Here is a 26,474-nt window from a genome sequence, read left to right as displayed (position 1 = left end):
CATGAAAATTAACTTGCAAGGGGAAGAGCCATACAGAATGTTGTTCCGTTGCCAGGAGTACTATCTACCGTAATGTTTCCGCCAGCATCTTCAATTATTTTTAAACAGACATTTAACCCAATACCCGTCCCATGTTCTTTTGTAGAAAAAAACGGAGAAAACAGGCTGGATAAGGTTTCCTTATCCATTCCGCTGCCATTGTCACTTATTTGAATAATGAAATTAGCCCCGGCGATTCTTGATTGAACCATGATTTGTTTTTTCTTTTCAGTCTCAAATCCGTCCAGGGCTTCCATTGAATTTTTAATCATATTGACCAGCACTTGTTTAAGACGGCCAGGCTCAAGGACTGGAACAGCATCTTCGTTGGAAAGAGAAGAGGCAAGCTCAATATTTCTAAGGAGTGATTCACTTTCGAATAGGAGAATAATCTCCCTAATCAATGTGTTGTAGGTTGTATCTCTAGCCTGGTTAGAAGCGGGCTTGGCTGCATTTAAAAATTCATAGATGATTTCATTGGCCCTGTTTAATTCATCAAGAGCAATATTCGCATATTGTTCCTTGCCCAATTCCTTCAGCTGAGGTTTAAGCAGCTGGATAAATCCTTTAACAGTGGTTAGTGGATTCCTGATTTCATGGGCAATACCGGCAGCAAGCTTGCCAATATTTTCCCGGTATCCTGCCCCTATCTCAGCCTGGCGGATTTCCTGGATCTTTTCTTCTATGTTCTTCTTTCTATGAAGGAGTTCCATATTAAAATCAGACATTTTCTTTTCCATCTTGTCCATTGCAACCCGTAACTGGGCCGCCTCCTCGGATATAAGAAGACAAAAAATATGAATATTACCTAATGCATCCCTTGTTTTATAGATTTGATAATATACATGATCCCACTTATCAAGTAACGGGATTTCAATAAAGCTATTATCTTCAGAGGACTCCAGGAATGATAATGCCTTTTGGTGATAGGGAGGAGCAATCATGTCGAAAAAAGAATCTGCAATATCAACAGAAAAAATTGGCCGTGCCCCTTTAGATATAACTAGAATTTGATAGTCGGGATCTAGGACGAAACAAGGAAAAGGAATGTTGCTCACAAAATTTTTATGCATTACTACCGCCATCCTTTATTTAGGATAGAAAAAAATATATAAAAAATTGGTTTATCTTTTATATAAAAGGGGAATAATAAATAGTTTATTAGCTATTCAGTTTAATAATACAGAATTATCCATATGCCTACAATCGTACGAATATACAAATCTTCCGTTAAATTTCGATATTTTTCTCTAATATCAGACATTTTTTTCAACTTTATCCCTATTAATAACTTCTTAACACCATAAAAAAAGCTGTGAGATATTCTCACAGCCACTTAACTTTAGGTTCCGTCTTATTGATGATTCTGCCGATGTTAGCCCGATGGCGGTAAAAAACAAAAGTAGTTAATAAAAGGACAATGATAATAAGGGGGACATCCCGTGGCGGAACAACTAAAGAATAGGCGACCGCCGCTACCCCGCCCATCATGGAAGCCAGGGAAACATACTTACTGATATAAAGAGTGATGAAAAAAATTGCAAGCATGATGGCAAACATAAGCGGTGCATAGAAAAGAAGAACACCACCTGAAGTAGCAACAGCTTTTCCTCCTTTAAATCCTGCGAATACGGGATACATATGCCCGACGACAGCCAGCATGCCCGTTAAGAGAGGGTGGATATTATCAATATCTAAAAGTATAGGCAATGCAGCTGCCAATGTGCCTTTTAAAATATCTGCAAAGGTAACGACAAAGCCTGCCTTTTTCCCTAGAGTCCTGAACGTGTTCGTCCCCCCGAGGTTGCCGCTGCCATGCTGGCGGATATCAGTTTTATAGAACACTTTGCCGATAATAAGGCCAGAAGGAATTGAGCCAAGTAAATAAGCAAGTAAACAAAGTAAAATTAATTCAACCATTCATTTTTCTCCTTTTGCCCAACAAATTATGTAATCTTAAGCCTCACGCGTTACCCAAAATAGATAAATGCATACTGCGGAAAGAAGTTATTTCTATTGTACCATTTTCTTATGAAATACCATTTTTCGCAATATGTATCTATTTTAAACTTAAAATTAATAGGGGAAAAGCCATTCTGTCTACTTCTCACAAAGAACCTATTTTTGGTAGGATGACAATAAGGAGTGATAAAGAATGGGCAAACACTTAATTGAACTTTTTCTCGTAACTTTTAAACTCGGCTGTACGTCGTTTGGAGGACCGACCGCCCATATTGGTTATTTTCACAAAGAGTATGTCAAGAAGCAAAAATGGCTGTCGGAAACAGAGTTTACTGAGCTTGTAGCTTTATGCCAAGCCTTGCCGGGACCAGCAAGCAGCCAGGTTGGCTTCGGTGTCGGAATGTTACGGGCAGGCATTCTGGGTGGTGTTATTTCTTTTTTGGGTTTTACATTGCCATCATTCCTTATAATGGCACTGTTTGTCCATTTAATCGAATTCTTCTCTCCTGTTGAAGCTGGATGGATTCATGGGTTGAAAATTGTTGCAGCTGCGGTTGTCTATTTAGCAATATCTTCAATGGCCAAGAATTTTGCTTCAAGCAAACTGACAGGTACAATTGCGTTAGTAGCTGCTATTATAATGTTGCTCTATCCATCATCGTTCACTCAGCTTACCCTTATAGTCGGCGCAGCAGTGGCAGGATATGCATTTATTAAGATACAGGGCTCAGCCACTCCTGCTACCGGTTTTATACACGTAACGCGGAGAACCGGTTGGATATCAGCCGCTCTGTTCCTTAGCATCCTGCTCTTTTTGCCTGGCTTAAGCAAGGGGGTTCCAGGCTTGGAATTATTCTCTGATTTTTATAGGACTGGGTCACTGGTTTTCGGCGGCGGGCACGTTGTTTTGCCACTGCTGGATCAGGAGGTTGTCGCAGGAGGTCTGGTTTCAAGAGAAGCGTTTCTTGCCGGATATGGTGTTGCCCAAGCAATCCCAGGACCATTATTCACGTTTGCATCTTACCTTGGCGCAGCTATATCGGGCTGGAGCGGCGCAGTTATTACTACATTAGCAATCTTTCTGCCAGGATTTCTCTTATTAGTTGCCATCATACCATTTTGGGGTCTGATTCGGACAAAAGCAGGGGTGCAATCTGCTATTATGGGTATGAATGCTGCTGTTGTAGGCTTGCTTGGTGCTGCTTTTTACGATCCTGTATTAACAAGCTCAATTTCATCTTCAACAGATGCAGCGTTTTTGGCTGGTGCCTTTTGCCTGCTTTCCTTTTGGAAGCTTCCACCATGGCTGGTCGTTGCCGCAGGAGCCGGTATAGGACAAATTATTTTTAGCGAATGTGTTAGTCTAGCCAGTGCCTGCAAGCAAAATAATGGTATTTTTTTCTGAAAAATGTACACTATAGCTAAAAGGAAAAGGAGTGAATGTATTGGTTCAAAACCCTAGTACAGAAGAGATTAAGGATATCCTTTTAAAAGCAAAACGAATCGCAGTTGTAGGCTTAAGCAATAATCCTGAAAAAACTTCCTACATGGTTTCTGAAGCCATGCAAAACGCTGGGTATGAAATCATTCCAGTCAATCCGACAATTGATGAAGCACTAGGCGTTAAAGCAGTTCCATCTTTGAAGGACATTGAAGGACATATTGATATAGTCAATGTTTTCCGCCGTTCCGAACAATTGCCTGATGTAGCTAGGGAAGCGGTCGATGTTGACTTCGATGTTTTTTGGGCACAACTTGGGCTTGCGCATGATGATGTCTATGAAATACTTAAAGACAAAGGTTCTACCGTTGTGATGGACCGCTGCATTAAGGTTGACCATGCGCTGTTTGTCCGAAAAAGATAATTGAGTCTGCTGCCGATAAGGCGGCTTTTTTTTATGCATACTGGGTATATATAGGGAGTGGAAACCCTTTCAATGCTTAAAAATAAACGTTTTTTTAAATAACACATTTGCCAAATCCAAATTAATCGATACAATAAAGCATAGACGGCAGGACGAGTTATGGTAAAATTAAGTACAGAGACACGAACATTCGTTCCACTGCTGAATTATTTGATATTTTTATAAAGGGATTGTATTTCGTTCATGATGATATTCCTTTTTGACATGTAAGAAAGGGGAATTTTAGTGGCAAGAAACCAAGAGGCTTATAGCTACAATGATGATGCCATTCAAGTCCTTGAGGGGCTTGAAGCTGTCAGAAAACGGCCGGGAATGTATATCGGCAGTACGGACACAAGAGGGCTGCATCATCTTGTATATGAAATCGTCGATAACTCTGTCGATGAAGCATTAGGTGGATTCGGGAATCAAATAATAGTCAGAATCCATAAAGACAATTCAATCAGTGTCGTTGATAAAGGACGCGGAATGCCAACAGGAATGCATAAGACGGGAAAACCAACCCCGGAAGTCATCCTTACTGTCCTTCATGCAGGCGGAAAATTCGGCCAGGGCGGTTACAAAACAAGCGGAGGTCTTCATGGTGTAGGTGCATCAGTTGTCAATGCTTTATCCGAATGGCTGACGGTTACGATAAAACGTGATGGTTTTGTATATGAACAGCGCTTCCAGAATGGCGGAAAACCCGTAACAACACTTGAAAAGATAGGGAAAACAAACCAAACAGGGACTACAATCCACTTCAAGCCGGATCCCTCGATATTTTCCACATTAACCTATAACTTCGATACTCTATGCGAGAGGCTCAGGGAATCCGCATTCCTGCTAAAAGGCCTTCGAATCGATATTCATGATGATAGGAACGGTGTATCTGAGACTTTCCATTACGAAAGCGGGATTGAAGCATTTGTTGAGTATTTGAATGAAGGCAAGGAAGTCCTGCACCAGGTTGTCAGCCTGGATGGGACACAGAACGGAATTGAAGTCGAGTTCTCCTTCCAGTTCAACGACGGTTACTCGGAAAATGTCCTTTCCTTCGTCAACAACGTCCGCACAAAGGACGGCGGTACACACGAGGTTGGCGCCAAGACGGCAATGACGAGGGTTTTTAATGAATATGCAAGAAAGACAGGCCTCTTAAAGGAAAAGGATAAGAATCTTGAAGGCAATGATATAAGAGAAGGCCTTTCAGCGATTGTTTCTGTTCGGATTCCGGAAGATATGCTTCAATTCGAAGGACAGACGAAAGGAAAACTCGGGACCAGCGAGGCCCGCTCAGCAGTGGATTCGGTTGTTTCAAACTCGCTCTCTTACATACTTGAAGAGAATCCGGAAACAAGCACGCTGCTTATAAAAAAATCAATAAAGGCATACCAAGCCCGGGAAGCTGCAAGGAAGGCAAGAGAAGACGCCCGTACAGGCAAGAAAAGGAGCAAGAAGGAAACCCTTCTTTCAGGTAAACTCACTCCTGCCCAATCCCGCAACCCACAGAAAAACGAGCTTTATCTAGTCGAGGGGGACTCCGCAGGGGGATCCGCCAAACAAGGGCGGGACCGCCGTTTCCAGGCAGTTCTTCCTTTACGGGGAAAGGTCATAAACACTGAGAAGGCCAAGCTCGAGGATATTTTTAAAAACGAAGAAATTAATACCATTATTCACACAATCGGCGGCGGTGTTGGAACAGATTTTACCGTTGAAGACATCAATTATGACAAAATCATTATCATGACCGATGCCGATACTGATGGAGCTCATATTCAGGTGCTTCTGCTGACTTTCTTTTACAGGTATATGAAACCGCTCGTTGAAGCAGGGAAAGTATTCATCGCGTTGCCGCCTCTGTTTAAAGTTAGCAAGGGGGCTGGCAAAAAGGAAGTTATAGAATACGCCTGGAATGAAGACGAACTGCAAGGGGCAATCAAGAAGGTTGGAAAAGGTTATATGATTCAGCGTTATAAAGGCCTTGGTGAAATGAATGCAGACCAGCTATGGGAAACTACAATGGATCCTGAAACCCGAACGCTAATCAGGGTAAACGTCGATGACACAGCACGTGCAGAACGGCGAATCACAACACTTATGGGTGATAAGGTAGAGCCCCGCCGTAAATGGATTGAATCCAACGTTGCTTTTGGTATGGACGACGAAGATGATATGGATACGATTCTAGAAAATGAAAATGTCAGTGTCGCAGAGGGGGAAGCAAGCAATGAGTAGTAATGCAGAAGAAAAGTTCCGCGACCTTCCCCTTGAAGACATCCTTGGCGACCGTTTCGGAAGATATAGCAAATACATCATTCAGGAGCGGGCGCTTCCTGATGCCAGGGATGGGCTAAAGCCATCACAGCGGCGCATCCTGTACGCTATGCATGCAGAAGGGAATACGCACGAAAAAGGCTTCAGGAAGTCCGCCAAAACGGTTGGTAATGTTATCGGTAACTACCATCCGCACGGTGATACTTCCGTTTATGATGCTATGGTAAGGATGAGCCAGGAATGGAAGGTCCGTAATGTTTTAATTGAAATGCACGGGAACAACGGCAGCATTGATGGCGACCCTCCAGCGGCAATGCGTTATACAGAAGCCCGACTTTCTGCGATTTCAACTGAATTGTTAAGGGATATCGACAAGCAGACAGTTGATTTTATCCCGAATTTTGATGATACATCCAGTGAGCCTACCGTACTTCCAGCAATGTTTCCGAATTTGCTCGTGAATGGATCTACGGGTATTTCGGCCGGTTATGCAACAGATATTCCCCCACATCACCTTGGGGAGGTCATTGATGCTGTAATCATGAGGATGGATAATCCAGAGGTTTCAATTGATGAATTGATGACTGTTATTAAGGGACCTGATTTTCCGACAGGCGGTATTATTCAAGGTGTTGATGGTATCAGGAAGGCCTATGAAACAGGCCGTGGAAAAATCATTGTCCGTTCAAAGACTGAAATTGAGGAACTCCGTGGAGGCAGGCAGCAGATTGTTATCACGGAAGTCCCCTATGAGGTTAATAAAGCCAATCTTGTTAAGAAGATGGACGAGTTCAGGTTTGACCGGAAAGTAGAAGGAATTTCTGAAATACGCGATGAAACCGACCGTACTGGCTTAAGGATTGTTATTGAATTGAAAAAGGATGCCGATGCAAATGGCGTCCTCGCATATATGCTCAAGAATACTGACCTTCAGGTTACATACAACTTCAACATGGTTGCGATTCATAACAAACGTCCTGTCCTCATGGGTATTAGGGAAATGCTCGATGCTTATATTGGCCACCAAAAGGATGTTATTACGAGAAGGTCAAAGTTTGAATTGAAAAAAGCTAGGGAACGGGAGCATATTGTCGAAGGCCTCATTAAGGCTCTTTCTATCCTGGACCAGGTCATTGCGGCTATCCGTGCATCAAAGGATAAGCGAAATGCCAAGGATAATCTTATTGCCAAGTTTGCCTTTACAGAAGCCCAGGCAGAGGCTATCGTTTCCTTGCAGCTTTATCGTTTGACCAATACAGATGTCACTGCGCTTATGAAGGAAGCTGAAGAACTCGAGAAAAAAATTGCAGAGTTGACTGCGATTCTTGAGAGCGAAAAGAAGCTAATGTCAGTCATCAAAAAGGACCTCAAGGAAGTTAAAAAGCGATATGCCGATAATCGACGCTCAAAGATTGAAGCAGAAATTGAGGAAATTAAGATTAATCTGGATGTATTGATTCCGAGCGAGGATGTTATTGTAACAGTTACAAAAGAAGGTTATGTTAAACGGACAAGCCTTCGCTCATTTACGGCATCAAATGGCCAGGATCCCGCCATGAAGGATTCGGACCGCCTGTTTGCCCAACTGGACATGAATACAAAAGATGTCCTGCTGCTGTTTACCAGCAAAGGCAACTACCTGTATATTCCTGTCCACGTACTTCCTGATATCAGGTGGAAGGACATGGGACAACATGTTGCCAACCTCATACCAATAGACCGCGATGAAGAGATTATTAAAGCTATACCGGTTAATAGCTTTGAAAATAACTTATACCTTCTGTTTGTTACGAAGAATGGCATGGTCAAGAAAACTGAGATGAAACTATATCAGGCAACCCGGCATACCAAAGCATTGACAGCCATCAACTTGAAGGGTGACGATAAACTCATCGATATTCATATAACAGATGGTACCAAGGAACTGTTCCTTATATCGCATTACGGGTATGCATTATGGTTTGATGAAGCAGAGGTAGGTCCAATCGGTATCAGGGCTGCCGGGGTTAAAGGAATGAATCTCAAGGACGGAGACTATTTGGTCGGTGGAAAGCTGCTCGATCCATCTAGCAAAGAATATATTGTTCTCGCCACACAGCGTGGGGCATTAAAGAAAATGAAACTAAAGGAATTTGAAAAAGCAACCCGCGCAAAACGAGGAGTAGTCGTCCTGCGGGAATTGAAGTCAAACCCTCACCGGATTACAGGCTTTGAATCAACAGAAGGTGGCGATGTTATAAACATCCTGACTGAAAAAGGCCAAACCTTTGCCATAAACACGAATGATTTGAAATTCAGTGACCGTTACTCAAATGGTTCCTTCATTGTCGATGAAACGGAAAGCGGTAAAGTAACAACACTCTGGAAGGAAGCCCGTAAAAAAGACGAAGCAAAACCAGAGGCATAAAGAATTCCGAACAGGCTGCCAGATTTACAGGCAGCCTGTTTTTTTGAATAGGAAATTATATGTTAAACATAGTTCGAAGTATCTGCCCATTTTTCTAGAATAAAATCTTTCCTGATACTATACTTATCTATATACATATATATCTTTGAGGGGGATTTTTTTGCATTGTCCTAATTGCCATACGAAAAACGATGAATTTGAACGCTTCTGCAGCAATTGTGGTGAATACTTGGAAGGGAATATTAGGGAAGTATGCCCAGATTGCGAGACCGAGAGGAAAGAAGGAGAATCCTATTGCCAGACGTGCGGCTATCACTTTAAAGCGCATTCTGTGGTACGTCCTTATCCAAACCATACGGAGGGAAGAGAGGGTTTTACTTACATGTCTGAACCGAACTATGGGAATCAGGGTTATACTCTTTTTGCACCGGAACATGTGCGTTTTGCTAACTTCGGCGAGCGTGTTGTCGCATCGCTTATAGATTATGTGGTTACCTATATCGTTGGCTATTTAATTGGCTATTTAGTTGGCTTACTATTTGTTTCCGTCCTAAGCCAGAACTTCTACACCTTGCTGGGTCTAATCATCGGCCTTGCTTATAAAGCCGGAATGGAGAGTTCAGCAAAACAAGCTACTCTTGGAAAAATAGCAATGGGTCTGAAGGTTATTAACAAAGGTGGCGAAAGAATTAGCTTTGCCCGTGCGACTGGACGGTACTTTGCAAATTACTTGAACGTTTTCCCGACATTCTTTGTCGGCTTCCTGATGGTCCTATGGACAAAGGAAAAGAGAGCACTACATGACTTTGTAGCAGGCACTCTTGTAGTTAAAACAAAATAGTTGTTAAACCCTTTTCTGTTTTACAGCAAAGGGTTTCTTCATTACGTTACGGTAAAAAGTTCATGTTATTGTTTCGGTCCCTGAGGAAGGGAGGAGGGAGTAGGCAAATATCACGTTTTATCAAAAGCTGCATAATGTATTAACAAGTATAGTTTTGAAAGGAGGATGCTGAATTTGGACAGATTTGATCCTGCAAAACTGGCGGTTACCTATATCGCGCCTATAACTCCTTTTAGGCCTTTTGAAGGAAGAAAATATACGCTAACTCACTCAGATTCGACAGGACAACTTTTCCTAACAATAGGTCCCAAATACCTGTATACAAATAGTCAATATAAAGATGAAGTTTACGCTGAATGGCTGCAAACTATGGGGGAATTTACACTTTGCGGCAAAGTACATGTAACCAAAGGGGATTTTGACGAGCAGCATTCAAAAGTAAGGTTCATGATTTTCAGGAAAGAGATGGAAACAGCCCTAAAAGCCCTCGTTTTTGGTGACCAGGCTTTCTATAGCTGTTTTCCATGGCTGCTGGATGCTCCTATATATATTAAATTTGAGTCTGTTTATCCCGAATTTAATAAAATGATCTATTATGGAACCCCAAGGCAGTATATGCTTGGCGTCACCGAAAAGACTCATAAAAAATAACAGCACACCCATATTGCGCTGTTATTTTTTATGGCATGGGAGGGTGAGGAAAAGATTTGTTTACATAATAAGATTATGCAAACAATATATAAATAAGTGATTTAAAATAAATCAATTAACCAGAAACAAAGTTAATCTGCCAGATTACTGTAATTAAGAACGAATTAAGAGATAGTTATGTTTTTATAGATAAAACTTCAACGCCTGAAACGGAAATAACGGATTTGTTTAATATAGCCCAGTATTTAAACCGAAAATTAATTAAACAACAGCAAATGCAATAAGTTGAATAACAAAGGAAATTCGTGGCCAATTGCTAAATTTGATTACAAACCATAATTTTAACAAGAATTTAAAGGCGTTAATTTACTAGCAAGAAATCCATGGATTAGAATGAATGACGAGCTTAAAGTTCGTGAGTGTAAGTTTAAGGTCAAATAATAATCCAGGGTGAAATGGATCTATATAAATTAAAAAAAATTTATATAAATAATAATTTGTATTGATTTTTCGATTTTGTCTCACTATCAGGAGTATACTTAGCTAATGAGATGTGAAACCTCTCTTTTTCATTAACTTCCTATAATATATATTACGACGGGGGCAGTGAAATAAAAACTAATTACTATAAAAGTCTAAGTCTATGTCTCTCCCCTTCACTTGCTGCTTTGCACAATATCAATCTGGTTTGCTGCATACTCAATTAAATCATTTAAATATATACCGTGGCTCTTTGCAAAAGCCTTTGCATGATCTAAAAGTTCTCGGTCATAAGTGGTTTTAAACTGAATACGGTCAGTTTGATTTTTCTTGACAAGATTGGTTTCATTATCGGAAATTACTTTTCTAATGCCGGTTTCTAATAAATAATTAATATAAGTGTTATGTTCTTTTGCTTTGAACTGGAGCTTTTCTAAAATAGACTTACTAATATTAGTTCTAAAATTAACTCGTTTTAATGGAGCCAAATTATCTTTACTTAGTATTTGCATCATTTTTTCCTTTTTTATTAATACACAATATTCCCTGGAGTCCTTATAAACAATGTCTGATAATCTTTTCACGCTTTCTTTTCCAGTAACATTAATTCTGTAAATCGGATTCGAGCTTTTGCAAAACACTGTATTAATTTTTGACCTTAAATTCCACTTCTTGAAAACAGACAGTAAACCTTGGGCAAAGGCCAAACTGCCACTAGTAACTGTCACTGTGTAACCATCCGGGTGTACATACCCGTCGCCATCAATCACTCCGCGGACAAAATGAGATAAATACTCTTTAGGGCATTCAGGAAAAACAATTGTTAAGGATTTTCTTCTTGTAACTCCCAAATTGAATAAATCTGTTATTATTTCCTTGGAACAAATATTTAGTTCATATATGTTTTTATTATCGTATTTCACCACTTTACCATTAAATTGAAGGAGTTCTTTGATTTTTTGTAATGGATATGGGTCCTTTTGGCCAATAGTAAGGGATTGATTTTGATTAATACATCCGTCCGTTACTATAAAGCCTAGTACCCAAGCCATTTCATTTGACCAAGTTTTAAAAAAATCCTCATTCATACTGTATTTCTTATAGCCGGTTGGCCGCATTTTTGCACCGCATTTATTAAGTATGAGGGTGATTCCTCTAACCGAAAGGCCAAATCTCTCTGCTATAACAGTAGTTTTTTCACCAGATTCATAAAGTTCCACAATTTTTTTGTTTCTGGCTTCCTTATCCATGTCCACTCCCTCCTTCATGCTCTAATTCATTACATTCTAAATGAAGTTTTACTCAATTCTGTATCTGTATGCTTCATTTTTGGCATTTTCAAAGTTAATATAACTAGCACTATATTCAATTACGTCATTTATATATAACTCGTGATCCTTCGCAAATTGTTTAACACGTTGTAATAATTCTTTATCGTATGTAGTTTTATAAAGAATTCGGTCCTTGGGCCGGTTATCTTTATTATAGAGAATGACACCTTGTTGCAAGACAGATTCAAGACCAGTTTCTAACAAATAATTCACATGGGTTTCATGTTCTTTTGCTAGGTTTGACAAATTATCCAAAATTGCTTTGCTGACTGTTGTCCTAAATTTAACCCTTGAATCATCTGTCGTTTGAACAATTCTGCCATTTACTTTTTTCCACACAATAACGACTCCTTTCTTGGGTTTATACAGATGATTTCTCATATTCAACCATCTGCGAACATTTGTTCCTCCCGCTATTATTATTATAATTCTTTGGACACAAAAGGACAAGAATTAGCCAAGCTTTTTACTAGTTTAGTTTGGTTGCAAAGAAACACAAAACCATGTCCTTGACGCATTTCAAATCCAACCACCGGCATATATGGTATCCGAAAATGAAAAAAGACCTCCTAAAAATCAGGAGGTCTCTCCATTTCTTATTCAGGACGTTCAATCGGAAATATCTCACCAATCTTCGCATAATTAGCCCCTGCCAGCCTGCTGACCGCTGCAAGTCCACGGGGATCAATTCTGCCTTTTTCATAAATCTCTTCATCAATATGGAATTGGACTACCCTGCCTATAAGCAAATCGCACCCAGGAACCTCCCCGCCGCCAAGCTCCAACGAAGTTTCCAGTACACATTCCATCCGAACTTTCGCTTCCTGAACACCCGGAACAGACACATTCATGCTGGCAACTGACGTTAGACCAGCCAATTCCACCTCGCTCTCGTCTGGCGGAAGGCTTGCAGCCGTTTCATTGATTTTGGCAACATTGTCTTCATCAACGATATGCACCACAAATTCCTTATTCTCAATAATATTCCTTGCCGTATCCTTTATCCTGCTGCCGTTCCGCTGAATCGAAAGCGAAATCATCGGCGGATTGGATGTGACGATATTAAAATAGCTGAACGGCGCACCGTTCACAACCCCATCCTTTGATTGTGTCGTAACGAACGCAATTGGCCGCGGTACGATGCTGCCAATCATAAATTTATAATTTTCCCTCTCCGTGTTCGAGGCTGGATCAATAGAAATCATCCGCTTACTCCTCCTCTTAAAGTTTATTCAATTCACGGACCTCAAAAGGCAGCAACCCTTGTTCAATTTTGCCTCGAATCGACTCGTAACGCTCCGGAAGCATCAATTTCGTTCCCATTGTCTCGTGAGATTCATCATGTGCAAAGCCTGGTGGGTCTGTTGCAATTTCAAAAAGAATTTCCCCATGCTCACGGAAGTAAATTGCATTGAAATAATTCCTATCCTGAACTGGTGTTACACGATACCCATTCGACTGTACATACTTTTGCCAGTCCTGCTGATCTTCATCATCTGCTGCCCGCCATGCGATATGGTGCACTGTTCCGACACCCATGACACCTCGGACACCGGGAGTAAGCTTAATATCAATTATATTTCCTATATCTAAAGACGATTTATAGCGGGCAAAATCTCCTTCGGTTCCAACATAGTCAAGGCCCATTACCTTTTCAACTAATTCTTTCGTTTTATCAGGTTGGGAAGTAAATAAAACAGCACCGCCAAACCCTTTAATCGCTACATCTGGCGTTACGCCGCTAAAGGACCAATTGTTTAACTCCCCTTCCTCCCTTTCCACAAGCTCAAGGTGAAGGCCATGCGGGTCATCAAAAGTTAGGTACTCTTCGCCAAACCTCTTTTCTTTTGTAAAAGAGATAGCAAAACGCTGAAGCCTTTCTTCCCAAAATGGAAATGAACCTTTAGGAACAGCATAGGAAGTGATCCCTACTTGTCCATCGCCAATCCTGCCAGAATATGCTCCGGCCCATGGGAAGAACGTAATTATAGTCCCAGGGTTCCCGCCCTCGTTGCCGAAATAAAAATGATACGTACCCGGATCGTCAAAGTTTACCGTTTGTTTTACAAGCCTCAGCCCCAGTACACCTGCGTAAAAATCAACATTCTCCTGGGGATGTCCCACTATCGCAGTTATGTGATGAATACCTGCAGTTCTTTTCATCTCTGTTCCACTCCTAATTTAAATTCATTTTAATTAAAATATCTCGATTTAAAGATTATTTTACAGTTAGAATGTTTTTTAGTCAATCAATTTAGCCATAGTTATTTTTTTCTAAAACACATGCTGATACTCTCCCGAGTGCAAATGGATTACAAGACTGTAAATTTTGGTATACTATATGAATAGCGTGCCTTCTTATTAAAAGAATGCTCAAGTATTATGGTTGGAAAGGAAGTATACAAACATGAGTAAGCATCAAATCGGCGTAATCGGCCTGGCAGTTATGGGCAAGAATCTTGCCTGGAATATGGAAAGCAAAGGTTATAGCGTTGCCGTGTATAACCGTTCCTCTTCAAAAACAGAGGAAATGGTTAAGGAATCGGAAGGCAAAAATATCTTTCCTGCCTATTCGCTTGAAGAATTCGTCAATTCCCTTGAAACCCCACGTAAAATCATGCTGATGGTCAAGGCTGGCGGACCTACTGACGCAACAATTGACCAATTGAAGCCTCTCCTTGATAAGGGTGATATTATTATTGATGGCGGGAACACCTTCTTTGCTGATACACAAAGACGCAACAAAGAACTCAGCGAACTTGGATTCCATTTTATCGGAACTGGCGTTTCTGGTGGTGAGGAAGGCGCATTAAAAGGCCCTTCAATCATGCCTGGCGGCCAAAAAGAAGCATACGAGCTCGTTGCTCCAATTTTCAAGGACATATCCGCCAAAGTAAATGGCGAGCCTTGTACGACCTATATTGGCCCGGATGGTGCCGGCCATTATGTCAAGATGGTACACAATGGCATTGAATACGGTGATATGCAGCTGATTTGCGAAGCATATTTCCTGCTGAAGAATGTACTAGGACTTAGCGCTCAGGAATTTCACCAGGTCTTCTCTGAATGGAACAAAGGTGAGCTTGACAGCTACCTGATTGAAATTACTGCAGATATCTTTACTAAAATCGACGAAGAAACTGGCAAGCCTCTTGTCGACTTGATTCTTGATACCGCCGGGCAAAAAGGTACTGGAAAATGGACAAGCCAGAGCGCGCTTGACCTAGGTGTGCCACTGCCTCTTATTACTGAATCAGTTTTCGCACGCTTTATTTCCGCAATGAAGTCTGAACGGGTGGCGGCAAGCAAAATCCTTAGCGGCCCTGAAGCGAAGCCTTTCACAGGCGACCGTGAAGCATTTATCGAATCTGTGCGTAAAGCTCTTTATATGAGCAAAATCTGTTCCTATGCACAGGGATTTGCCCAGATGAGGGCTGCATCCGAAGAATATGGCTGGGATCTCCGCTATGGGGACATCGCGATGATTTTCCGCGGCGGCTGTATCATCCGCGCGCAATTCCTTCAAAAAATCAAGGATGCCTATGACCGCGACCCAGGCTTGAAAAACCTCCTGCTTGATCCTTACTTTAAGGAAATCGTTGAAGGCTACCAGGGTGCGCTTAGGGAAACAATTGCAACCGCAGTTGTGAATGGTATCCCAGTGCCTTGCTTCGCATCTGGTCTTGCATACTATGACAGCTACCGTACTGAATCACTTCCTGCCAACCTGCTTCAGGCACAGCGTGACTATTTCGGTGCTCATACGTATGAACGAATCGACAAGGACGGCATCTTCCATACTGAATGGACGAAATAAAAACAAAAGCTCCACGCGCCTAGATTAGCGTAAACAAAAGCGCAAGCGCCTTTTGTCAGCCCTGGAGCTAGACATCAACAAAGGGGAACTGCATTTGCAGCTCCCCTTTTATATTTATTGCTTTTGTTTTATCAAATATTCCTGAACCGTAGGATTGTCCAGCTCGAAGTATGGGCTTGAAACATATTGGACATTTCCATCCTTCCCCTTGATATAAGCCGGTTCATCAAAGGATATCAATTCCTTGATTGCAAGGTGTGACATACTGGACAGAATGAATATCTTGTTATAATCTGACTCATCCTTGAATAAACCGCGGACCATTACAGCAAACTTCTCTAATAAGTCAATCGGCTCATAGTCGGGAAAGTCAATAATTTCAGAAAAAAACTGTTGCGTCTTTCCATTATGAAGCCCAATTAGTATATAAGGCTTTATTGTAAAAAAGGGCTTGATAATCATTTCGAAGTCACAAGGCTCTCCAGTTTGGTTTACTTCGTTGTCTGGGAAATTGCCTCGCTCAAAGGAAATGGCGAAATTCAGAATGTCATTGCCTTCATCCGTTTCCTCACCAAAATCCTCAAGGTCCACATCATCAAAAAATTCCTCACTGTATTCCTCGTCAAAATCGGCCTCGTATTCAACTTCATCCTCATAATAATTGCCCGACAAGTCATTTAAAATCATTGGCAAGTGAGGCGTTATCAGCCCAAGTATCTGGTCATAAAATGGGAACCTGGTGTTTATAGTCAATTGATCTCCTCCCCACCTGGTCTTGTAGATATAATCTACCCATTCTCAAGAAAATCACACCTGTTTTAGACCTTTGATTTTCCGATTCACGGACATACTGATGGATAACAAGGGACTAACAGGAAGAAGATGATTAATGCTGATCCGCTGTCCTCAACCCAAATACTCTGCTGCCGGCAAAATCAATTCGTAATTGTTTTATTTCATAAGCTGGCAATTCCCGCTTTAATTCATTTGCAAGTTGCTTACTCATTCCTTTGGCTGTAAAGCATAACACAGTAGGACCCGCTCCGCTTAGAGCAACTCCAAAAGCGCCTCCTTGTTTTGCTGCCTTTTCTAACATACTGTAGTTGGGAATCAGCTCTTTTCTGTATGGCTGATGAAAAATATCTTTTTCCATCATCCTTCCTGCCATATCCCAATTGCCTGTCAATAAAGAGGCAATTAGCAAATTAGCAGTCGATGAGGCCTGAACTGCTTGCTTATATGAGAAAAACTCAGGAAGAACTTGTCTCGAAACTGTTGTGGACAACGTTTCATTAGGAATTACCGCTACAAGTTCAAAATCGATATCATTATAATGGAGCATATCAACTTCGTCTTCTTCAAGGCGGCCTATCGCAAGCCCGCCATACAGGGAGGCACCAACGTTATCAGGATGACCTTCAAACTCGGTAGCAAGCATGAGCTTTTCATTATGGGATAAATTTAGTTTCCCTACTGAGTCAGCGAGCTCAATTCCCGCAACAATCGCAGCAGCACTCGACCCTAGGCCCCTGGCGAGTGGGATGTCACTGGATAGTCTCAATTTGCATGGATGCAATGTTGATTCATATTTAGCAGCAGTTTGAATCGCGATTTGAACGATGAAATGGGATTCATCTTTTGGAAAGGCTGTTAATTCCTCAGAGTCGGTCAAAACCACCCAGGTATGAGATAACTCAACCTCAACATTTAAGTATAAATTTAAGGCAAGGCCCAGGGAGTCAAACCCTGGGCCAATATTGGCTGTGCTAGCAGGGACCTGTATGATAAAGCTCATTTAAGGGCAGCTCCCCGTATGAAATCTTCCACAGCGTCCTTGCCATTAAGAAGAGGTATCTCCTTAACCTTGCTAGCCATAACAGCTGTATCGGGATCTTTCAAACCGTTGCCAGTCAGAACTGATACTACCCTTGATCCTTTTGGAATCGTGCCATTTTTTACACTTTTCATAACGCCTGCCAATGAAGCGCACGACGCCGGCTCTGCAAAAAGCCCTTCAGATCTAGCCAATTTCACATATGCCTCAAGAATTTCTTCATCGGTTACTTCGAAAAAGCCGCCATTTGATTCTGCAACAGCAGCTTTTGCCAGTTCACTGCTTGCAGGATTTCCGATTCGAATAGCAGTTGCAATTGTTTCCGGATTTTGAAAAATATGATTTTTAACCAATGGAGCTGCACCCTCTGCTTGAAAGCCGAGCATCCTTGGCAATTTTGTGTCTTTTGATTTGTTGTACTCGTTAAACCCTTTCCAATATGCACTAATATTGCCGGCATTACCGACAGGAATTGCTAAGATGTCAGGAGCATCCCCTAGCTGGTCGCATATTTCAAAGGCTGCAGTCTTTTGCCCTTCAAGGCGGAATGGGTTGACCGAATTCACAAGAGTAATCGGTTCTACTTCGCTAATATGGCGCACCATTTCAAGAGCTTCATCAAAATTTCCTTTTATAGAAATAATCTCTGCACCGTACATCATGGCCTGTGCAAGTTTTCCTGCAGCCACTTTTCCGTCTGGAATGACAATAATACACCGAAGGTTGCTTCGTGCCGCGTAAGCTGCTGCTGAAGCGGAGGTATTGCCTGTAGATGCACAAATGATGGTTTTACTTCCCTCTTCCAGTGCTTTTGCAACGGCCATGACCATTCCTCTGTCCTTAAAAGATCCTGTGGGGTTTGCTCCCTCCAATTTAACAAATAGTTCGATGCCGAGTTGGTCGGAAAGTTTTTCAAGCCGAATTAAGGGTGTATTTCCTTCTTGTAACGTAAGAAGTGGAGTATCGTTATTTATCGGTAAATATTCCTTGTACGTTTTCAATAGTCCTGGCCACATCATATAGACACACCTTCCACTCTATAAAAGCTCTTTATTTCTTCCACTTCAGGAACAGATAGCAAAGCATCCTTAAGATCTGAGATGCTTTTACTCGATGCCAAATGCGTTACTACAACCAAATCCACCTTTTCCTTTTGGGTAGTTGGCATCTGGAGGATTTTTTGGAAGCTGACTTCGTGTTTTGAAAAAATCGAGGCGATTTCTGCGAATACCCCTACCTTATCTCTTGTTTTTAGACGAAGGAAATATTTAGAGAACTTTTCGTCATCTGTTTTAAGCTTCTTTGTAAACTGGGGAATGACAGCGCTGCGCCCATTAACACCCAGACGCAGATTTTTGATTACTTCCACCAGGTCGGACACAATGGAAGTTGCTGTCGGTAAGCTTCCTGCACCAGGACCGTAGAACATTGTTTCACCAACTGCTTCCCCACAAACAAACACTGCATTGTTTTCGTTCTGGACAGATGCCAGTGGATGACTGTCAGTTATGAAGGTAGGCTGAACACTTACTTCGACTTTATCTCCTTGCCTATGTGCGTATCCAATCAATTTCATCGTATAACCTAGCTGCTTCCCGTATTTAATATCCTCCTGGGTAACGGATGTGATTCCGGAAACATTCACATCTTCTAAGTCAATTTTCATTGAAAACCCAAGAGTGGCCAGGATTACCATTTTCCTTGCCGCATCCAATCCTTCAACATCTGCCGCAGGATTTGATTCAGCATAGCCTTTCTCTTGTGCTTCTTTTAATACAAGATCAAATGGAAGGCCTTCCTTACTCATTTTTGTAAGAATGAAATTTGTCGTTCCATTAACAATCCCCATCATTTTAGTGATTCTATCGGATGCAAGGCCATCAACAAGACTTCTTAGTATCGGAATGCCGCCTGCAACACTTGCTTCATAAAATAAATCGCAGTTGTTTTTATGGGCTGCCGTCAGCAATTCTGCACCGTAAACAGCCATTAGATCTTTATTTGCCGTTACTACATGCTTTTTTCTGTTAAGAGCATCCAGAAGCATTGCCTTTGTCTCTTCCATTCCTCCCATTACTTCTATAACTATATCAATCTCTGGATTATGAATGATTTCACTCGCATCCGTTGTAAATAAACTCTGATCAATTGGATCCTGGCTATGCTTTTGTAAATCTTTAACCAGGATTTTGTTTATTATCACTGGGCATCCTACTTGGTGCCTCAGTTTATCCTGATGGTCTTCAATTATTTTTTTTACACCCGTACCAACTGTCCCATATCCTAATAGACCGACTAAAATCTTATCCATATTCCTTCACCTCTCAAATTGTCCTCTGTATGTAAACAAATGTCCATCCGTTGTAGACATTATAGAGACTTAGAAATTTTTATGCAAGTGGTCATGTTGGCGGTTTTTCCTTTGATACCGCTTACAATCCGATTAAATAGGGCTTAAATTTTTTTTAAAAAAAGCTGACCCTGTATGGATCAGCCAGTACTTATGCTTTATTCCAAACCATCTTCTTCATTATGATGGAGGCTAAAGCGATTGTGACAACAAATCCGATGCTTACAAAAAATCCAAAGCGTATATGGCTTTCAAGAAGCGTGCCGCTAACAGCAGCAAGGATCAAAGCCAGACCAATGAATCCCAGAAATTTTCCTCCGGCTTTCATATCAAGCAATTTATAACCGGAAAGGATTATAAAAGCCCAATTAAACAAAATGAGGATGCCTGCAGCTGTGGTAATATACTCATAAATCGTTCCCGGCAGCAATAATGCAGTTATGATAGATGCTAAAAGCCCAACTGTTGCTAGGCCGAGCGATGGCAGAGGCACCTTTTTCCACTTAATCTTCTTTGCAAAAATAGCGGGTGCATCTTTGCTTTCTGAGAGTGTTACTAGCAATGTTGTTACACCAAACAAAGAAGCGGTCATGGTGGAGAAACCGGCCATTATGATTGCCGCATTGAAAACATGCGGGAAAAATGGCATATTAATATGTTCCAATGCTGTTACAAACGGACTTTCCTTGTCACTGAATTCTTCATGTCCTGACATGATGACGGCAAGTCCCAGGGAGAGTACATAGATGACCACAAGCAGTATCAGCATGATTACTCCGGCCTTAGGAGCATCCTCCATTTTCTTTAGCCTTGTTGCCATCAACCCAATAACTTCTATACCTCCATAAGCATAATAAGCATAGATCAAAGATGACCAAAATCCTGTGAATCCATCAGGAAATAGCTCCTTCATAGACCCGGGCAACCCTGGATACGTAACATCAGCATGAAATACCCCGAAAAAAGCAAGGCCTGCAAGGATGATAAACATAACAATAGCTGCGGTTTTTATGACAGCCAGCACGTTTTCAACCTTATCGAATCCCTTGTTGCCTGTGATGACAACGAGGATGGACAAGATAGCATAGCCTGCTGCAAATAGCCATAGCGGTATATTCGGAAACCAAAATTGGGACAAAATAGATAAAGCGGTTAATTGGCTTCCCATGATGAGTATGTTTGAACACCAGTAATTCCAGCCGCAGCTGAAGCCCGCCCATTGTCCGTACGCCTTTCCCGCGTAATAACAAAAGGAACCATCCTGGGGATCCTGTGCAGTCATTTTTGCCAGCAAGTTATAAACGGTATACGTGCCGAAAGCAGCAAGAATGAACGAAATAACAATTGAAGGTCCTGTTGTTTTTATTCCGATTGCCGAACCAAGAAAAAATCCGGTGCCAATTGTGCACCCAACTCCTATCATCGACAATTGCCACCATTTTAGATTCCCACTGCTTGATCCACTGCTCTTTTTCCCTTGTTTGTCCGTGGGGACATAAAAATCCATGGCTCAGCCTCCTATAGGTTTATGTTTTCTTTAGGCGCAGTCATGTTTAATGGTTAGGATAGTTTTATTCTTTTTCTTTATCTTCCTTGTCATTGCCATCCTGTGAAACCGGTTTTGGGACATGCTGTACTGTACGGTACATAAATGTCGCCATGGTCCCCTGGGCAACATCTTCCAGGAAGAAAGGAGAAAATATCTTTTTATACTCCTCATCATCGAACATTTTCTTATTCTGGAGTTCCATCTCAGCCAGGCCTTCATATTTGGATAAAAGCACATATTCATAATCTGGCCCTGTTATCGGCGACAATAGCTCGATATGGTGGGAATAATGCTCATTGCGATAGTTGACGATCTCTTCCAGGGTCTTAAACGCTTCTGTAAACTTTTCCTGCTTTATTTCAAAAGTTTGATAAACATATACAGTCATGGCGGCCTCCTGTGAATGTAATGGGTAAATGGAATCTTGCAATGATTCCACATTACCTTCCCCATTTTTAGGGTTTCCAATTCAGCCAAAGCCGGAAGAAAAAAATGCAAAAAAAAGAGGCCTTCAAGGCCTGTATACTTTCTAGTCGCTAAAGAGCTCCTTTTTCCGCCATTTTCCGTACTTAAAATATAGGAAGGCAATGACACTGCTAATTGCAAAGCTTGTTCCCATTCCAAGTGCTACGCCTTTTTCGCCAAAATTAGCTGTAAACAAGGCGGTTAGCGGGTACCTGAGTACCCAGAAAGAGATGATATTTAAAACAAGGACCTGCATCATCGCACCAGCACCACGAACGACTCCATTTAAAATAAAGTTAATGCCGAGAAACGGATAAGTAAATGCAATTAATTTAAGATACAATGTACCGAAATCAACGGCTTCACGATTATTAATAAATAGCTGAATTCCTTTTCTCGCAAAAAGAAATGTAGCGCCTGCAATTAGGAACATGACAGCGAGATTATATAAAGTTCCGTATAAAGCGATTTTTTGAACCCTGTCCCACCTGCCGGCTCCAATATTCTGTCCAGCCATGCTGTTTACCGCTGTCCCTAGTGCCTGTGCGGGTATCATAATGATGCTGTCTAGCCTTTGTGCGGCGCCAAAACCTGCTGTCGCGGCGGCGCCCAATGAATTAACGACACTCATAATAGCCATTACCCCAGCAGAAATAACCACCATCTGAAGCCCTGCTGGGATACCCAATTTCAGAATCACGCTCACTTCTTTTCGATCTGGCAAGAATGGTACTGAAAACGGAGCAAGTCCCTTTATTAGTATATACGCCAGCCCTCCAAGGAAAGCCAACCCCTGCGATAATATTGTGGCATAAGCGGCACCTGCCATCCCCAAATCCAAACCTTCAATAAAAAGAGGGTCGAGGAGAGCATTCAAGGCAACCGAAACCATCACAATATAGAGGGGTGTCCTGCTATCGCCCAATGAACGCAAAATCGTACTGATAAAATTGTATCCGACAACGAATCCAATCCAGAGAAAGTTGATTTTGAGGTACACTGCCGCTTCCGGAACCATTTCAGCCGGTGTGTCCAGCATGATTAAAATCGGCTCCGCCAAAAAGTACCCGCCTATACCAAGAATGATTGATAACAATATCTGCAGCACCGTAAATGCATTTAAGTATCTTTTCAACCCATCATTGCTTTCCATTCCCTTTTGCTGTGAAAGAATCGTCAAAGACGCATTGTTTATCCCGATAATAAAGGATAATACAGTAAAGATGACTGTACCTGCGACAGCGATTGCCCCAAGCGCATTTGCACCAAGCAGATTCCCTACCCACAGACTGTCAATGAACTGATAAGATACTTGAAGAATATTCGTAACCATGATAGGAGTCGAAAAACGTATTAGCTGGCTATAAATATTCCCTTTTGTGAAATCCTGTTGTACCAACTGTCTCACCTGTTTCTCAAAATGTACATTAACCTCTTCCCTCTTTCATGTTACCTAACCACCGGTTTTAAACCAAAGAAAAAACCTCTCCGATTGGAAAGGTATTAGTAACGGGGATTATTATATCCCTTTCTTATCACAATAGTCATCGACAATGCGCTCGATATCGTTGAGGACGGGGTATTTGCCATCAAACGAGAATTTGATTTCTTCGAGAAACTCGCCATTTTTATAAACATGAATCGCGCCATCTTGGCTTATAACACTAAATTCGGGTTCAAAGCGGTAGCCATTCCTGTCAATTGCTCCCATTCAAGCATCCACTCCTGTGTGTTACAACTTTGTATTTTTATTTTTACTTTTGTCTTTTTTATCTGCCGGAGCAAATCCATAACCTGTTGTACTTTGTTCAATTGGTGCCGGCCCGGTTTGCGAAGATCTTTTTTTATTCGTCATTTTCCCATGCATCTCCGTTACTTTTTAGTATTTCCACGAACTCCATTCTTTTTGGTTTGCGGGGAGTGATGATTTACACTTCCTCCATTTGGCGGCCCAAATTGGTGTGCATCATCTGTAATTTTTGCCCCTTTTGAAAAATCGTCCTTTGTTTTCATTGTGGTTCCTCCTTTAAATTAAATTAACGGCTTACCAGCATCAGGAGAAAGATTGGCGTCGCCTTTTCCTTTAATCATAACTTGATTCTCTTGACGTTTTTTCGTCACTTGTTTCCTTTTATTCCTTTTGTCCGCCATTATTTTCACCTCAATACGGATTTACTTCTAGGGTCTCTCAAATTTTCATTAATATAAGGAAATTAGTTAGCAGTATCTCCCAAGGGATAATGGATAAAAATGAGCCAGAGGCAGATACTGTTTCTGAAGAATATTATGGCGAGGTGTTTATTTTGATGAAAGAAAAAGGCAGACGTAATGAGGCTACCATTGCCCCTGGCATGGAAGATAATAAAGGCCTTGGAATCGAGGCATCCCAACAGGACATTAAAGAAGGAAATACAACCAACGTAACGATTGTTTCCCTGGATGAAGCGGATCCCAGCTAATGAAACCCTGCAAGGCAGGGTTTTTTGGTTTGTTTTATATTAAAAGCCGCCACTGAAGTTTCCAGTGGCAGCTATAATTTCGGATATAAATAAGTTATAATGCTCTAACTAACCTATACTCATAAAATTTTATCAATTAATACTTTTAATTAATTGATTCATCATATCTTTATCCATCGGCCCGACTATTTTCTTTCGGACAATTCCTTTTGTATCTATCAGATAACTGGTTGGAATTGTTATCGCTTGATATTGGTCGCTTATGTCTCCATCCTCGTCGAGTAAAACAGGAAAAGTTACGTTTTTATCTGTTACGAATTCCTTTACACTTCCCGTATTTTTCTCTGTTGTGGTCAAGTTAATCGCGAGAATCTCTACTTTGGTTTTATCTACTGAGTCATAAAAATCCTGCATATGGGGTATTTCAGCTTTACATGGAGGACACCAGGTTGCCCAGAAATTCACGATAATCTTTTTACCTCGCAACTCAGACAGTTTAACGTCAGCACCATCTAAGGTTTTTATCTGAAAATCAGGTGCTATATTTCCTTCCCGCAGCCCTACTTCTGTTTTGGTTGAAGCTGTTTGTACGTCCGTTGTATCGTCATTTAAAATGAAATTCAATAAAAAAGACCCACTCATAGCTGCAATGGCAAATACAAGTGTTGACTGCAAAATCATACGGTTAGGTAATTTTAGTTTCCTGGCTTTGAACAAGTAATAAATGAACGCACCTAACGTTCCGAAAATGATTCCCTTTGTTCCTCCGTGGAAATACAATAACGACATTGGACTCTCAATTATTAATTTCGGCTCAAACAGCAGCAAACTGCCTTTCCAAATCAGAAGACCTAAAAATACACTGTTAAACGCCAAATCAAATAATCGTTTTCCAGTTTCGTTTTTTTGGGTACGCAGCAGCCATAGCTTCAGTAAAATTAGACCGAGTATAATGGAAATACCTAGAACAACCCATTTCGTCATAAAGGTAAAAGAACCAATTTGGATAACCTCTATTGCTGGCTCCCCCCTTCTCTTAATAAAGTTTAAAATCAACTAAAGGTACTATAAATCATGTAAATGACTCCTGCCAGGAGCCATACAAACATTCCTGGTCATATTGGAAACGGTTGTTTCACCTGTTTTCCATGTTCAGAAACCTTTGTTTGGTTGATACTTCAATTACCAGTTGCGGCACAATCCTTCACTTGTTTTTCTTCAGCGGACATCTTATAACCCCCTGATTTTAATTGACTTATAATCTACATACCCCTTGGAAAAGGTTAACATTGATTATCTAAATAATATACCTATAGGGGTATATTGTCAATCAAATCATCTCAGCAGCTATAGGCACCTTTATATAATCAGGTCCATGTACTTGTACAAGTAATATAAAGTTTTAATTTTGCACTAAAGGCAGCGATAGCCGCTGCCCAAACTTCCCACTATTCATCAAATACTCTTCTAATTATCAATATCATGCAATTTCATTTTCCTATTATTACTTAAGTAACCTTAAGATAAGCCCTCATCCGTGTCGGTTAAATACTTGTTTTCATTTGTAGCAAACTGGACGGACAACAGGCTTTCGTCTTTTTTAAGCCCATACAAATCCCTCTTATTATCCGAATTCATTTCATTCTGTTCAACTTGTTCTTCTTTCTTATCCATAAGAGCACTCCCTCACACTTTTTGACTTACATACTCCGCATGATACGAATTTTCACCGGCATGAACTGACAATAACGTATCAGCATACCCGACAAGCCTGTTTACAAGTTCATCTGCAACTGCATATACAAGCTGATGCTGCGATGGATCATATAGTCGGGGGTCATCAAAAATAATAGTTGTATTAATGAAAACATCGCGGTTTCCATAAAGGTTATAATGAATAATCGCTTTCCCCGCCGCCCCGCCAGTTTGAACATCCCTATAACCTGGAAGGAATATATACCATTCTTCAGCTGTCGCAGACCGGAAGTTCTTTGTAACCTTTAATCCATCAATCAGCCTTTCAATTTCTCTAGCCAACTCATCACTCAGCGCAGAGTGGATTTTACTATTATTCTCCCTGGGCATTGACATCACCTCATTCATAGATT

The 26,474-nt window shown here is 41.1% G+C and carries 27 protein-coding genes; 8 read left to right on the top strand and 19 right to left on the bottom strand.

The window, feature by feature from the left end; genetic code table 11:
• Positions 1-8 precede the first annotated feature (8 nt).
• Together AM500_RS11465 and plsY are read right to left on the bottom strand one after the other, a co-directional pair.
• Complete coding sequence (locus AM500_RS11465) at positions 9-1,112, bottom strand: ATP-binding protein (RefSeq protein WP_053599322.1); 1,104 nt, start codon at positions 1,110-1,112, stop codon at positions 9-11.
• A 253-nt stretch (positions 1,113-1,365) separates the two neighbouring features.
• Positions 1,366-1,959, bottom strand: a complete 594-nt coding sequence (gene plsY, locus AM500_RS11460; protein ID WP_053599321.1) for a glycerol-3-phosphate 1-O-acyltransferase PlsY — start codon at positions 1,957-1,959, stop codon at positions 1,366-1,368.
• Between the two features lie 235 nt (positions 1,960-2,194).
• Here plsY and chrA point away from each other — a divergent pair, with 235 nt between their 5' ends.
• The 6 genes from chrA (at position 2,195) to AM500_RS11430 (ending at position 10,081) form a co-directional block, all read left to right on the top strand.
• Entirely contained in the window at positions 2,195-3,406 is a 1,212-nt protein-coding gene (chrA, locus tag AM500_RS11455; protein ID WP_053599320.1) for a chromate efflux transporter, read from the top strand.
• 40 nt (positions 3,407-3,446) lie between these two features.
• The gene (locus AM500_RS11450) at positions 3,447-3,866 is read left to right on the top strand and encodes a CoA-binding protein (protein WP_442853206.1); all 420 of its coding nucleotides are present in this window, start codon (positions 3,447-3,449) and stop codon (positions 3,864-3,866) included.
• 285 nt (positions 3,867-4,151) lie between these two features.
• Positions 4,152-6,143, top strand: coding sequence for a DNA topoisomerase IV subunit B (gene parE / locus AM500_RS11445; RefSeq protein WP_053599319.1), 1,992 nt, complete (start codon positions 4,152-4,154; stop codon positions 6,141-6,143).
• Positions 6,136-8,589 carry a DNA topoisomerase IV subunit A gene (parC, locus tag AM500_RS11440; RefSeq protein WP_053599318.1) on the top strand — a complete coding sequence of 818 codons (2,454 nt, stop codon included), beginning with the start codon at positions 6,136-6,138 and terminating at the stop codon, positions 8,587-8,589. Before parE ends, parC begins: the two co-directional genes overlap by 8 nt.
• Positions 8,590-8,749: 160 nt before the next feature.
• The gene (locus AM500_RS11435) at positions 8,750-9,430 is read left to right on the top strand and encodes an RDD family protein (protein WP_053599317.1); all 681 of its coding nucleotides are present in this window, start codon (positions 8,750-8,752) and stop codon (positions 9,428-9,430) included.
• Between the two features lie 174 nt (positions 9,431-9,604).
• Positions 9,605-10,081: a staygreen family protein gene (locus AM500_RS11430; protein WP_156319794.1), complete on the top strand. Its 477-nt coding sequence runs from the start codon at positions 9,605-9,607 to the stop codon at positions 10,079-10,081.
• A gap of 656 nt (positions 10,082-10,737) precedes the next feature.
• Here AM500_RS11430 and AM500_RS11425 read toward each other — a convergent pair.
• The 4 genes from AM500_RS11425 to AM500_RS11410 form a co-directional block, all read right to left on the bottom strand.
• On the bottom strand, positions 10,738-11,811 hold the full coding sequence (locus tag AM500_RS11425; RefSeq protein WP_053599315.1) for an LAGLIDADG family homing endonuclease: 1,074 nt from the start codon (positions 11,809-11,811) through the stop codon (positions 10,738-10,740).
• Positions 11,812-11,859: 48 nt separating this feature from the next.
• On the bottom strand, positions 11,860-12,231 hold the full coding sequence (locus AM500_RS11420; protein ID WP_053599314.1) for a hypothetical protein: 372 nt from the start codon (positions 12,229-12,231) through the stop codon (positions 11,860-11,862).
• Between the two features lie 257 nt (positions 12,232-12,488).
• Positions 12,489-13,097 (bottom strand): flavin reductase family protein, encoded by a 609-nt coding sequence (locus tag AM500_RS11415; protein WP_053599313.1) that lies wholly within the window; start codon positions 13,095-13,097, stop codon positions 12,489-12,491.
• A 16-nt stretch (positions 13,098-13,113) separates the two neighbouring features.
• Entirely contained in the window at positions 13,114-14,055 is a 942-nt protein-coding gene (locus AM500_RS11410) for a ring-cleaving dioxygenase (RefSeq protein ID WP_053599312.1), read from the bottom strand.
• A gap of 244 nt (positions 14,056-14,299) precedes the next feature.
• On the opposite strand from AM500_RS11410, the gene gndA reads away from it, so the two are divergent.
• Complete coding sequence (gene gndA, locus AM500_RS11405) at positions 14,300-15,709, top strand: NADP-dependent phosphogluconate dehydrogenase (protein WP_053599311.1); 1,410 nt, start codon at positions 14,300-14,302, stop codon at positions 15,707-15,709.
• A gap of 114 nt (positions 15,710-15,823) precedes the next feature.
• Here the strand turns inward: gndA and AM500_RS11400 are convergent, their stop codons facing one another.
• The 10 genes from AM500_RS11400 to AM500_RS25460 form a co-directional block, all read right to left on the bottom strand.
• Entirely contained in the window at positions 15,824-16,462 is a 639-nt protein-coding gene (locus AM500_RS11400; protein WP_053599310.1) for a hypothetical protein, read from the bottom strand.
• Positions 16,463-16,595: 133 nt separating this feature from the next.
• The gene (gene thrB / locus AM500_RS11395) at positions 16,596-17,504 is read right to left on the bottom strand and encodes a homoserine kinase (RefSeq protein ID WP_053599309.1); all 909 of its coding nucleotides are present in this window, start codon (positions 17,502-17,504) and stop codon (positions 16,596-16,598) included.
• The gene (thrC, locus tag AM500_RS11390) at positions 17,501-18,562 is read right to left on the bottom strand and encodes a threonine synthase (RefSeq protein ID WP_053599308.1); all 1,062 of its coding nucleotides are present in this window, start codon (positions 18,560-18,562) and stop codon (positions 17,501-17,503) included. Before thrC ends, thrB begins: the two co-directional genes overlap by 4 nt.
• Complete coding sequence (locus AM500_RS11385) at positions 18,559-19,854, bottom strand: homoserine dehydrogenase (protein ID WP_053599307.1); 1,296 nt, start codon at positions 19,852-19,854, stop codon at positions 18,559-18,561. The genes thrC and AM500_RS11385 overlap by 4 nt, the downstream gene beginning before the upstream one ends.
• A 190-nt stretch (positions 19,855-20,044) precedes the next feature.
• The gene (locus tag AM500_RS11380) at positions 20,045-21,400 is read right to left on the bottom strand and encodes an amino acid permease (RefSeq protein WP_053599306.1); all 1,356 of its coding nucleotides are present in this window, start codon (positions 21,398-21,400) and stop codon (positions 20,045-20,047) included.
• Positions 21,401-21,464: 64 nt separating this feature from the next.
• Positions 21,465-21,830 (bottom strand): hypothetical protein, encoded by a 366-nt coding sequence (locus AM500_RS11375; RefSeq protein WP_053599305.1) that lies wholly within the window; start codon positions 21,828-21,830, stop codon positions 21,465-21,467.
• 141 nt (positions 21,831-21,971) lie between these two features.
• Positions 21,972-23,306: an MATE family efflux transporter gene (locus AM500_RS11370; protein ID WP_053599304.1), complete on the bottom strand. Its 1,335-nt coding sequence runs from the start codon at positions 23,304-23,306 to the stop codon at positions 21,972-21,974.
• Between the two features lie 120 nt (positions 23,307-23,426).
• Positions 23,427-23,618, bottom strand: coding sequence for a YbxH family protein (locus tag AM500_RS11365; protein WP_043930682.1), 192 nt, complete (start codon positions 23,616-23,618; stop codon positions 23,427-23,429).
• 21 nt (positions 23,619-23,639) lie between these two features.
• Entirely contained in the window at positions 23,640-23,762 is a 123-nt protein-coding gene (locus tag AM500_RS26250) for a hypothetical protein (protein WP_269432590.1), read from the bottom strand.
• Positions 23,763-23,779: 17 nt separating this feature from the next.
• On the bottom strand, positions 23,780-23,920 hold the full coding sequence (locus AM500_RS25460; RefSeq protein WP_156319793.1) for a hypothetical protein: 141 nt from the start codon (positions 23,918-23,920) through the stop codon (positions 23,780-23,782).
• A 227-nt stretch (positions 23,921-24,147) separates the two neighbouring features.
• Here AM500_RS25460 and AM500_RS11360 point away from each other — a divergent pair, with 227 nt between their 5' ends.
• Positions 24,148-24,366, top strand: coding sequence for a hypothetical protein (locus tag AM500_RS11360; RefSeq protein ID WP_053599303.1), 219 nt, complete (start codon positions 24,148-24,150; stop codon positions 24,364-24,366).
• A 132-nt stretch (positions 24,367-24,498) separates the two neighbouring features.
• Here the strand turns inward: AM500_RS11360 and AM500_RS11355 are convergent, their stop codons facing one another.
• The 3 genes from AM500_RS11355 to AM500_RS11350 form a co-directional block, all read right to left on the bottom strand.
• Positions 24,499-25,350 (bottom strand): redoxin domain-containing protein, encoded by an 852-nt coding sequence (locus AM500_RS11355; RefSeq protein ID WP_053601704.1) that lies wholly within the window; start codon positions 25,348-25,350, stop codon positions 24,499-24,501.
• Positions 25,351-25,884: 534 nt separating this feature from the next.
• The gene (locus AM500_RS25455; RefSeq protein WP_156319792.1) at positions 25,885-26,040 is read right to left on the bottom strand and encodes a hypothetical protein; all 156 of its coding nucleotides are present in this window, start codon (positions 26,038-26,040) and stop codon (positions 25,885-25,887) included.
• A 12-nt stretch (positions 26,041-26,052) separates the two neighbouring features.
• Positions 26,053-26,451: a hypothetical protein gene (locus AM500_RS11350; protein WP_053599302.1), complete on the bottom strand. Its 399-nt coding sequence runs from the start codon at positions 26,449-26,451 to the stop codon at positions 26,053-26,055.
• Positions 26,452-26,474: the final 23 nt, after the last annotated feature.

Origin of the sequence: Bacillus sp. FJAT-18017, from assembly GCF_001278805.1 — a bacterium.
Taxonomy (GTDB): domain Bacteria; phylum Bacillota; class Bacilli; order Bacillales; family Cytobacillaceae; genus Bacillus_D.
The sequence above is the reverse complement of the archived record's forward strand: the minus strand, read 5'-3'. Positions and strand labels throughout refer to the sequence as shown.

Excerpts from the sequence above, each read along its gene's own strand:
- thrC (WP_053599308.1), bottom strand. The coding sequence starts at position 18,562 with ATGATGTGGCCAGGACTATTGAAAACGTACAAGGAATATTTACCGATA.
- AM500_RS11365 (WP_043930682.1), bottom strand. The coding sequence starts at position 23,618 with ATGGGAGCAATTGACAGGAATGGCTACCGCTTTGAACCCGAATTTAGT.
- chrA (WP_053599320.1), top strand. The coding sequence starts at position 2,195 with ATGGGCAAACACTTAATTGAACTTTTTCTCGTAACTTTTAAACTCGGC.
- AM500_RS11355 (WP_053601704.1), bottom strand. The coding sequence starts at position 25,350 with ATGACGAAATGGGTTGTTCTAGGTATTTCCATTATACTCGGTCTAATT.
- AM500_RS11410 (WP_053599312.1), bottom strand. The coding sequence starts at position 14,055 with ATGAAAAGAACTGCAGGTATTCATCACATAACTGCGATAGTGGGACAT.
- thrB (WP_053599309.1), bottom strand. The coding sequence starts at position 17,504 with ATGAGCTTTATCATACAGGTCCCTGCTAGCACAGCCAATATTGGCCCA.
- AM500_RS11380 (WP_053599306.1), bottom strand. The coding sequence starts at position 21,400 with ATGGATTTTTATGTCCCCACGGACAAACAAGGGAAAAAGAGCAGTGGA.
- parC (WP_053599318.1), top strand. The coding sequence starts at position 6,136 with ATGAGTAGTAATGCAGAAGAAAAGTTCCGCGACCTTCCCCTTGAAGAC.
- AM500_RS26250 (WP_269432590.1), bottom strand. The coding sequence starts at position 23,762 with ATGACGAATAAAAAAAGATCTTCGCAAACCGGGCCGGCACCAATTGAA.
- gndA (WP_053599311.1), top strand. The coding sequence starts at position 14,300 with ATGAGTAAGCATCAAATCGGCGTAATCGGCCTGGCAGTTATGGGCAAG.
- plsY (WP_053599321.1), bottom strand. The coding sequence starts at position 1,959 with ATGGTTGAATTAATTTTACTTTGTTTACTTGCTTATTTACTTGGCTCA.
- AM500_RS11465 (WP_053599322.1), bottom strand. The coding sequence starts at position 1,112 with ATGCATAAAAATTTTGTGAGCAACATTCCTTTTCCTTGTTTCGTCCTA.
- AM500_RS11385 (WP_053599307.1), bottom strand. The coding sequence starts at position 19,854 with ATGGATAAGATTTTAGTCGGTCTATTAGGATATGGGACAGTTGGTACG.
- AM500_RS11415 (WP_053599313.1), bottom strand. The coding sequence starts at position 13,097 with ATGATTTCTATTGATCCAGCCTCGAACACGGAGAGGGAAAATTATAAA.
- AM500_RS11425 (WP_053599315.1), bottom strand. The coding sequence starts at position 11,811 with ATGGATAAGGAAGCCAGAAACAAAAAAATTGTGGAACTTTATGAATCT.
- AM500_RS25455 (WP_156319792.1), bottom strand. The coding sequence starts at position 26,040 with ATGGATAAGAAAGAAGAACAAGTTGAACAGAATGAAATGAATTCGGAT.
- AM500_RS11375 (WP_053599305.1), bottom strand. The coding sequence starts at position 21,830 with ATGACTGTATATGTTTATCAAACTTTTGAAATAAAGCAGGAAAAGTTT.
- AM500_RS11350 (WP_053599302.1), bottom strand. The coding sequence starts at position 26,451 with ATGCCCAGGGAGAATAATAGTAAAATCCACTCTGCGCTGAGTGATGAG.
- AM500_RS11360 (WP_053599303.1), top strand. The coding sequence starts at position 24,148 with ATGGATAAAAATGAGCCAGAGGCAGATACTGTTTCTGAAGAATATTAT.
- AM500_RS25460 (WP_156319793.1), bottom strand. The coding sequence starts at position 23,920 with ATGAAAACAAAGGACGATTTTTCAAAAGGGGCAAAAATTACAGATGAT.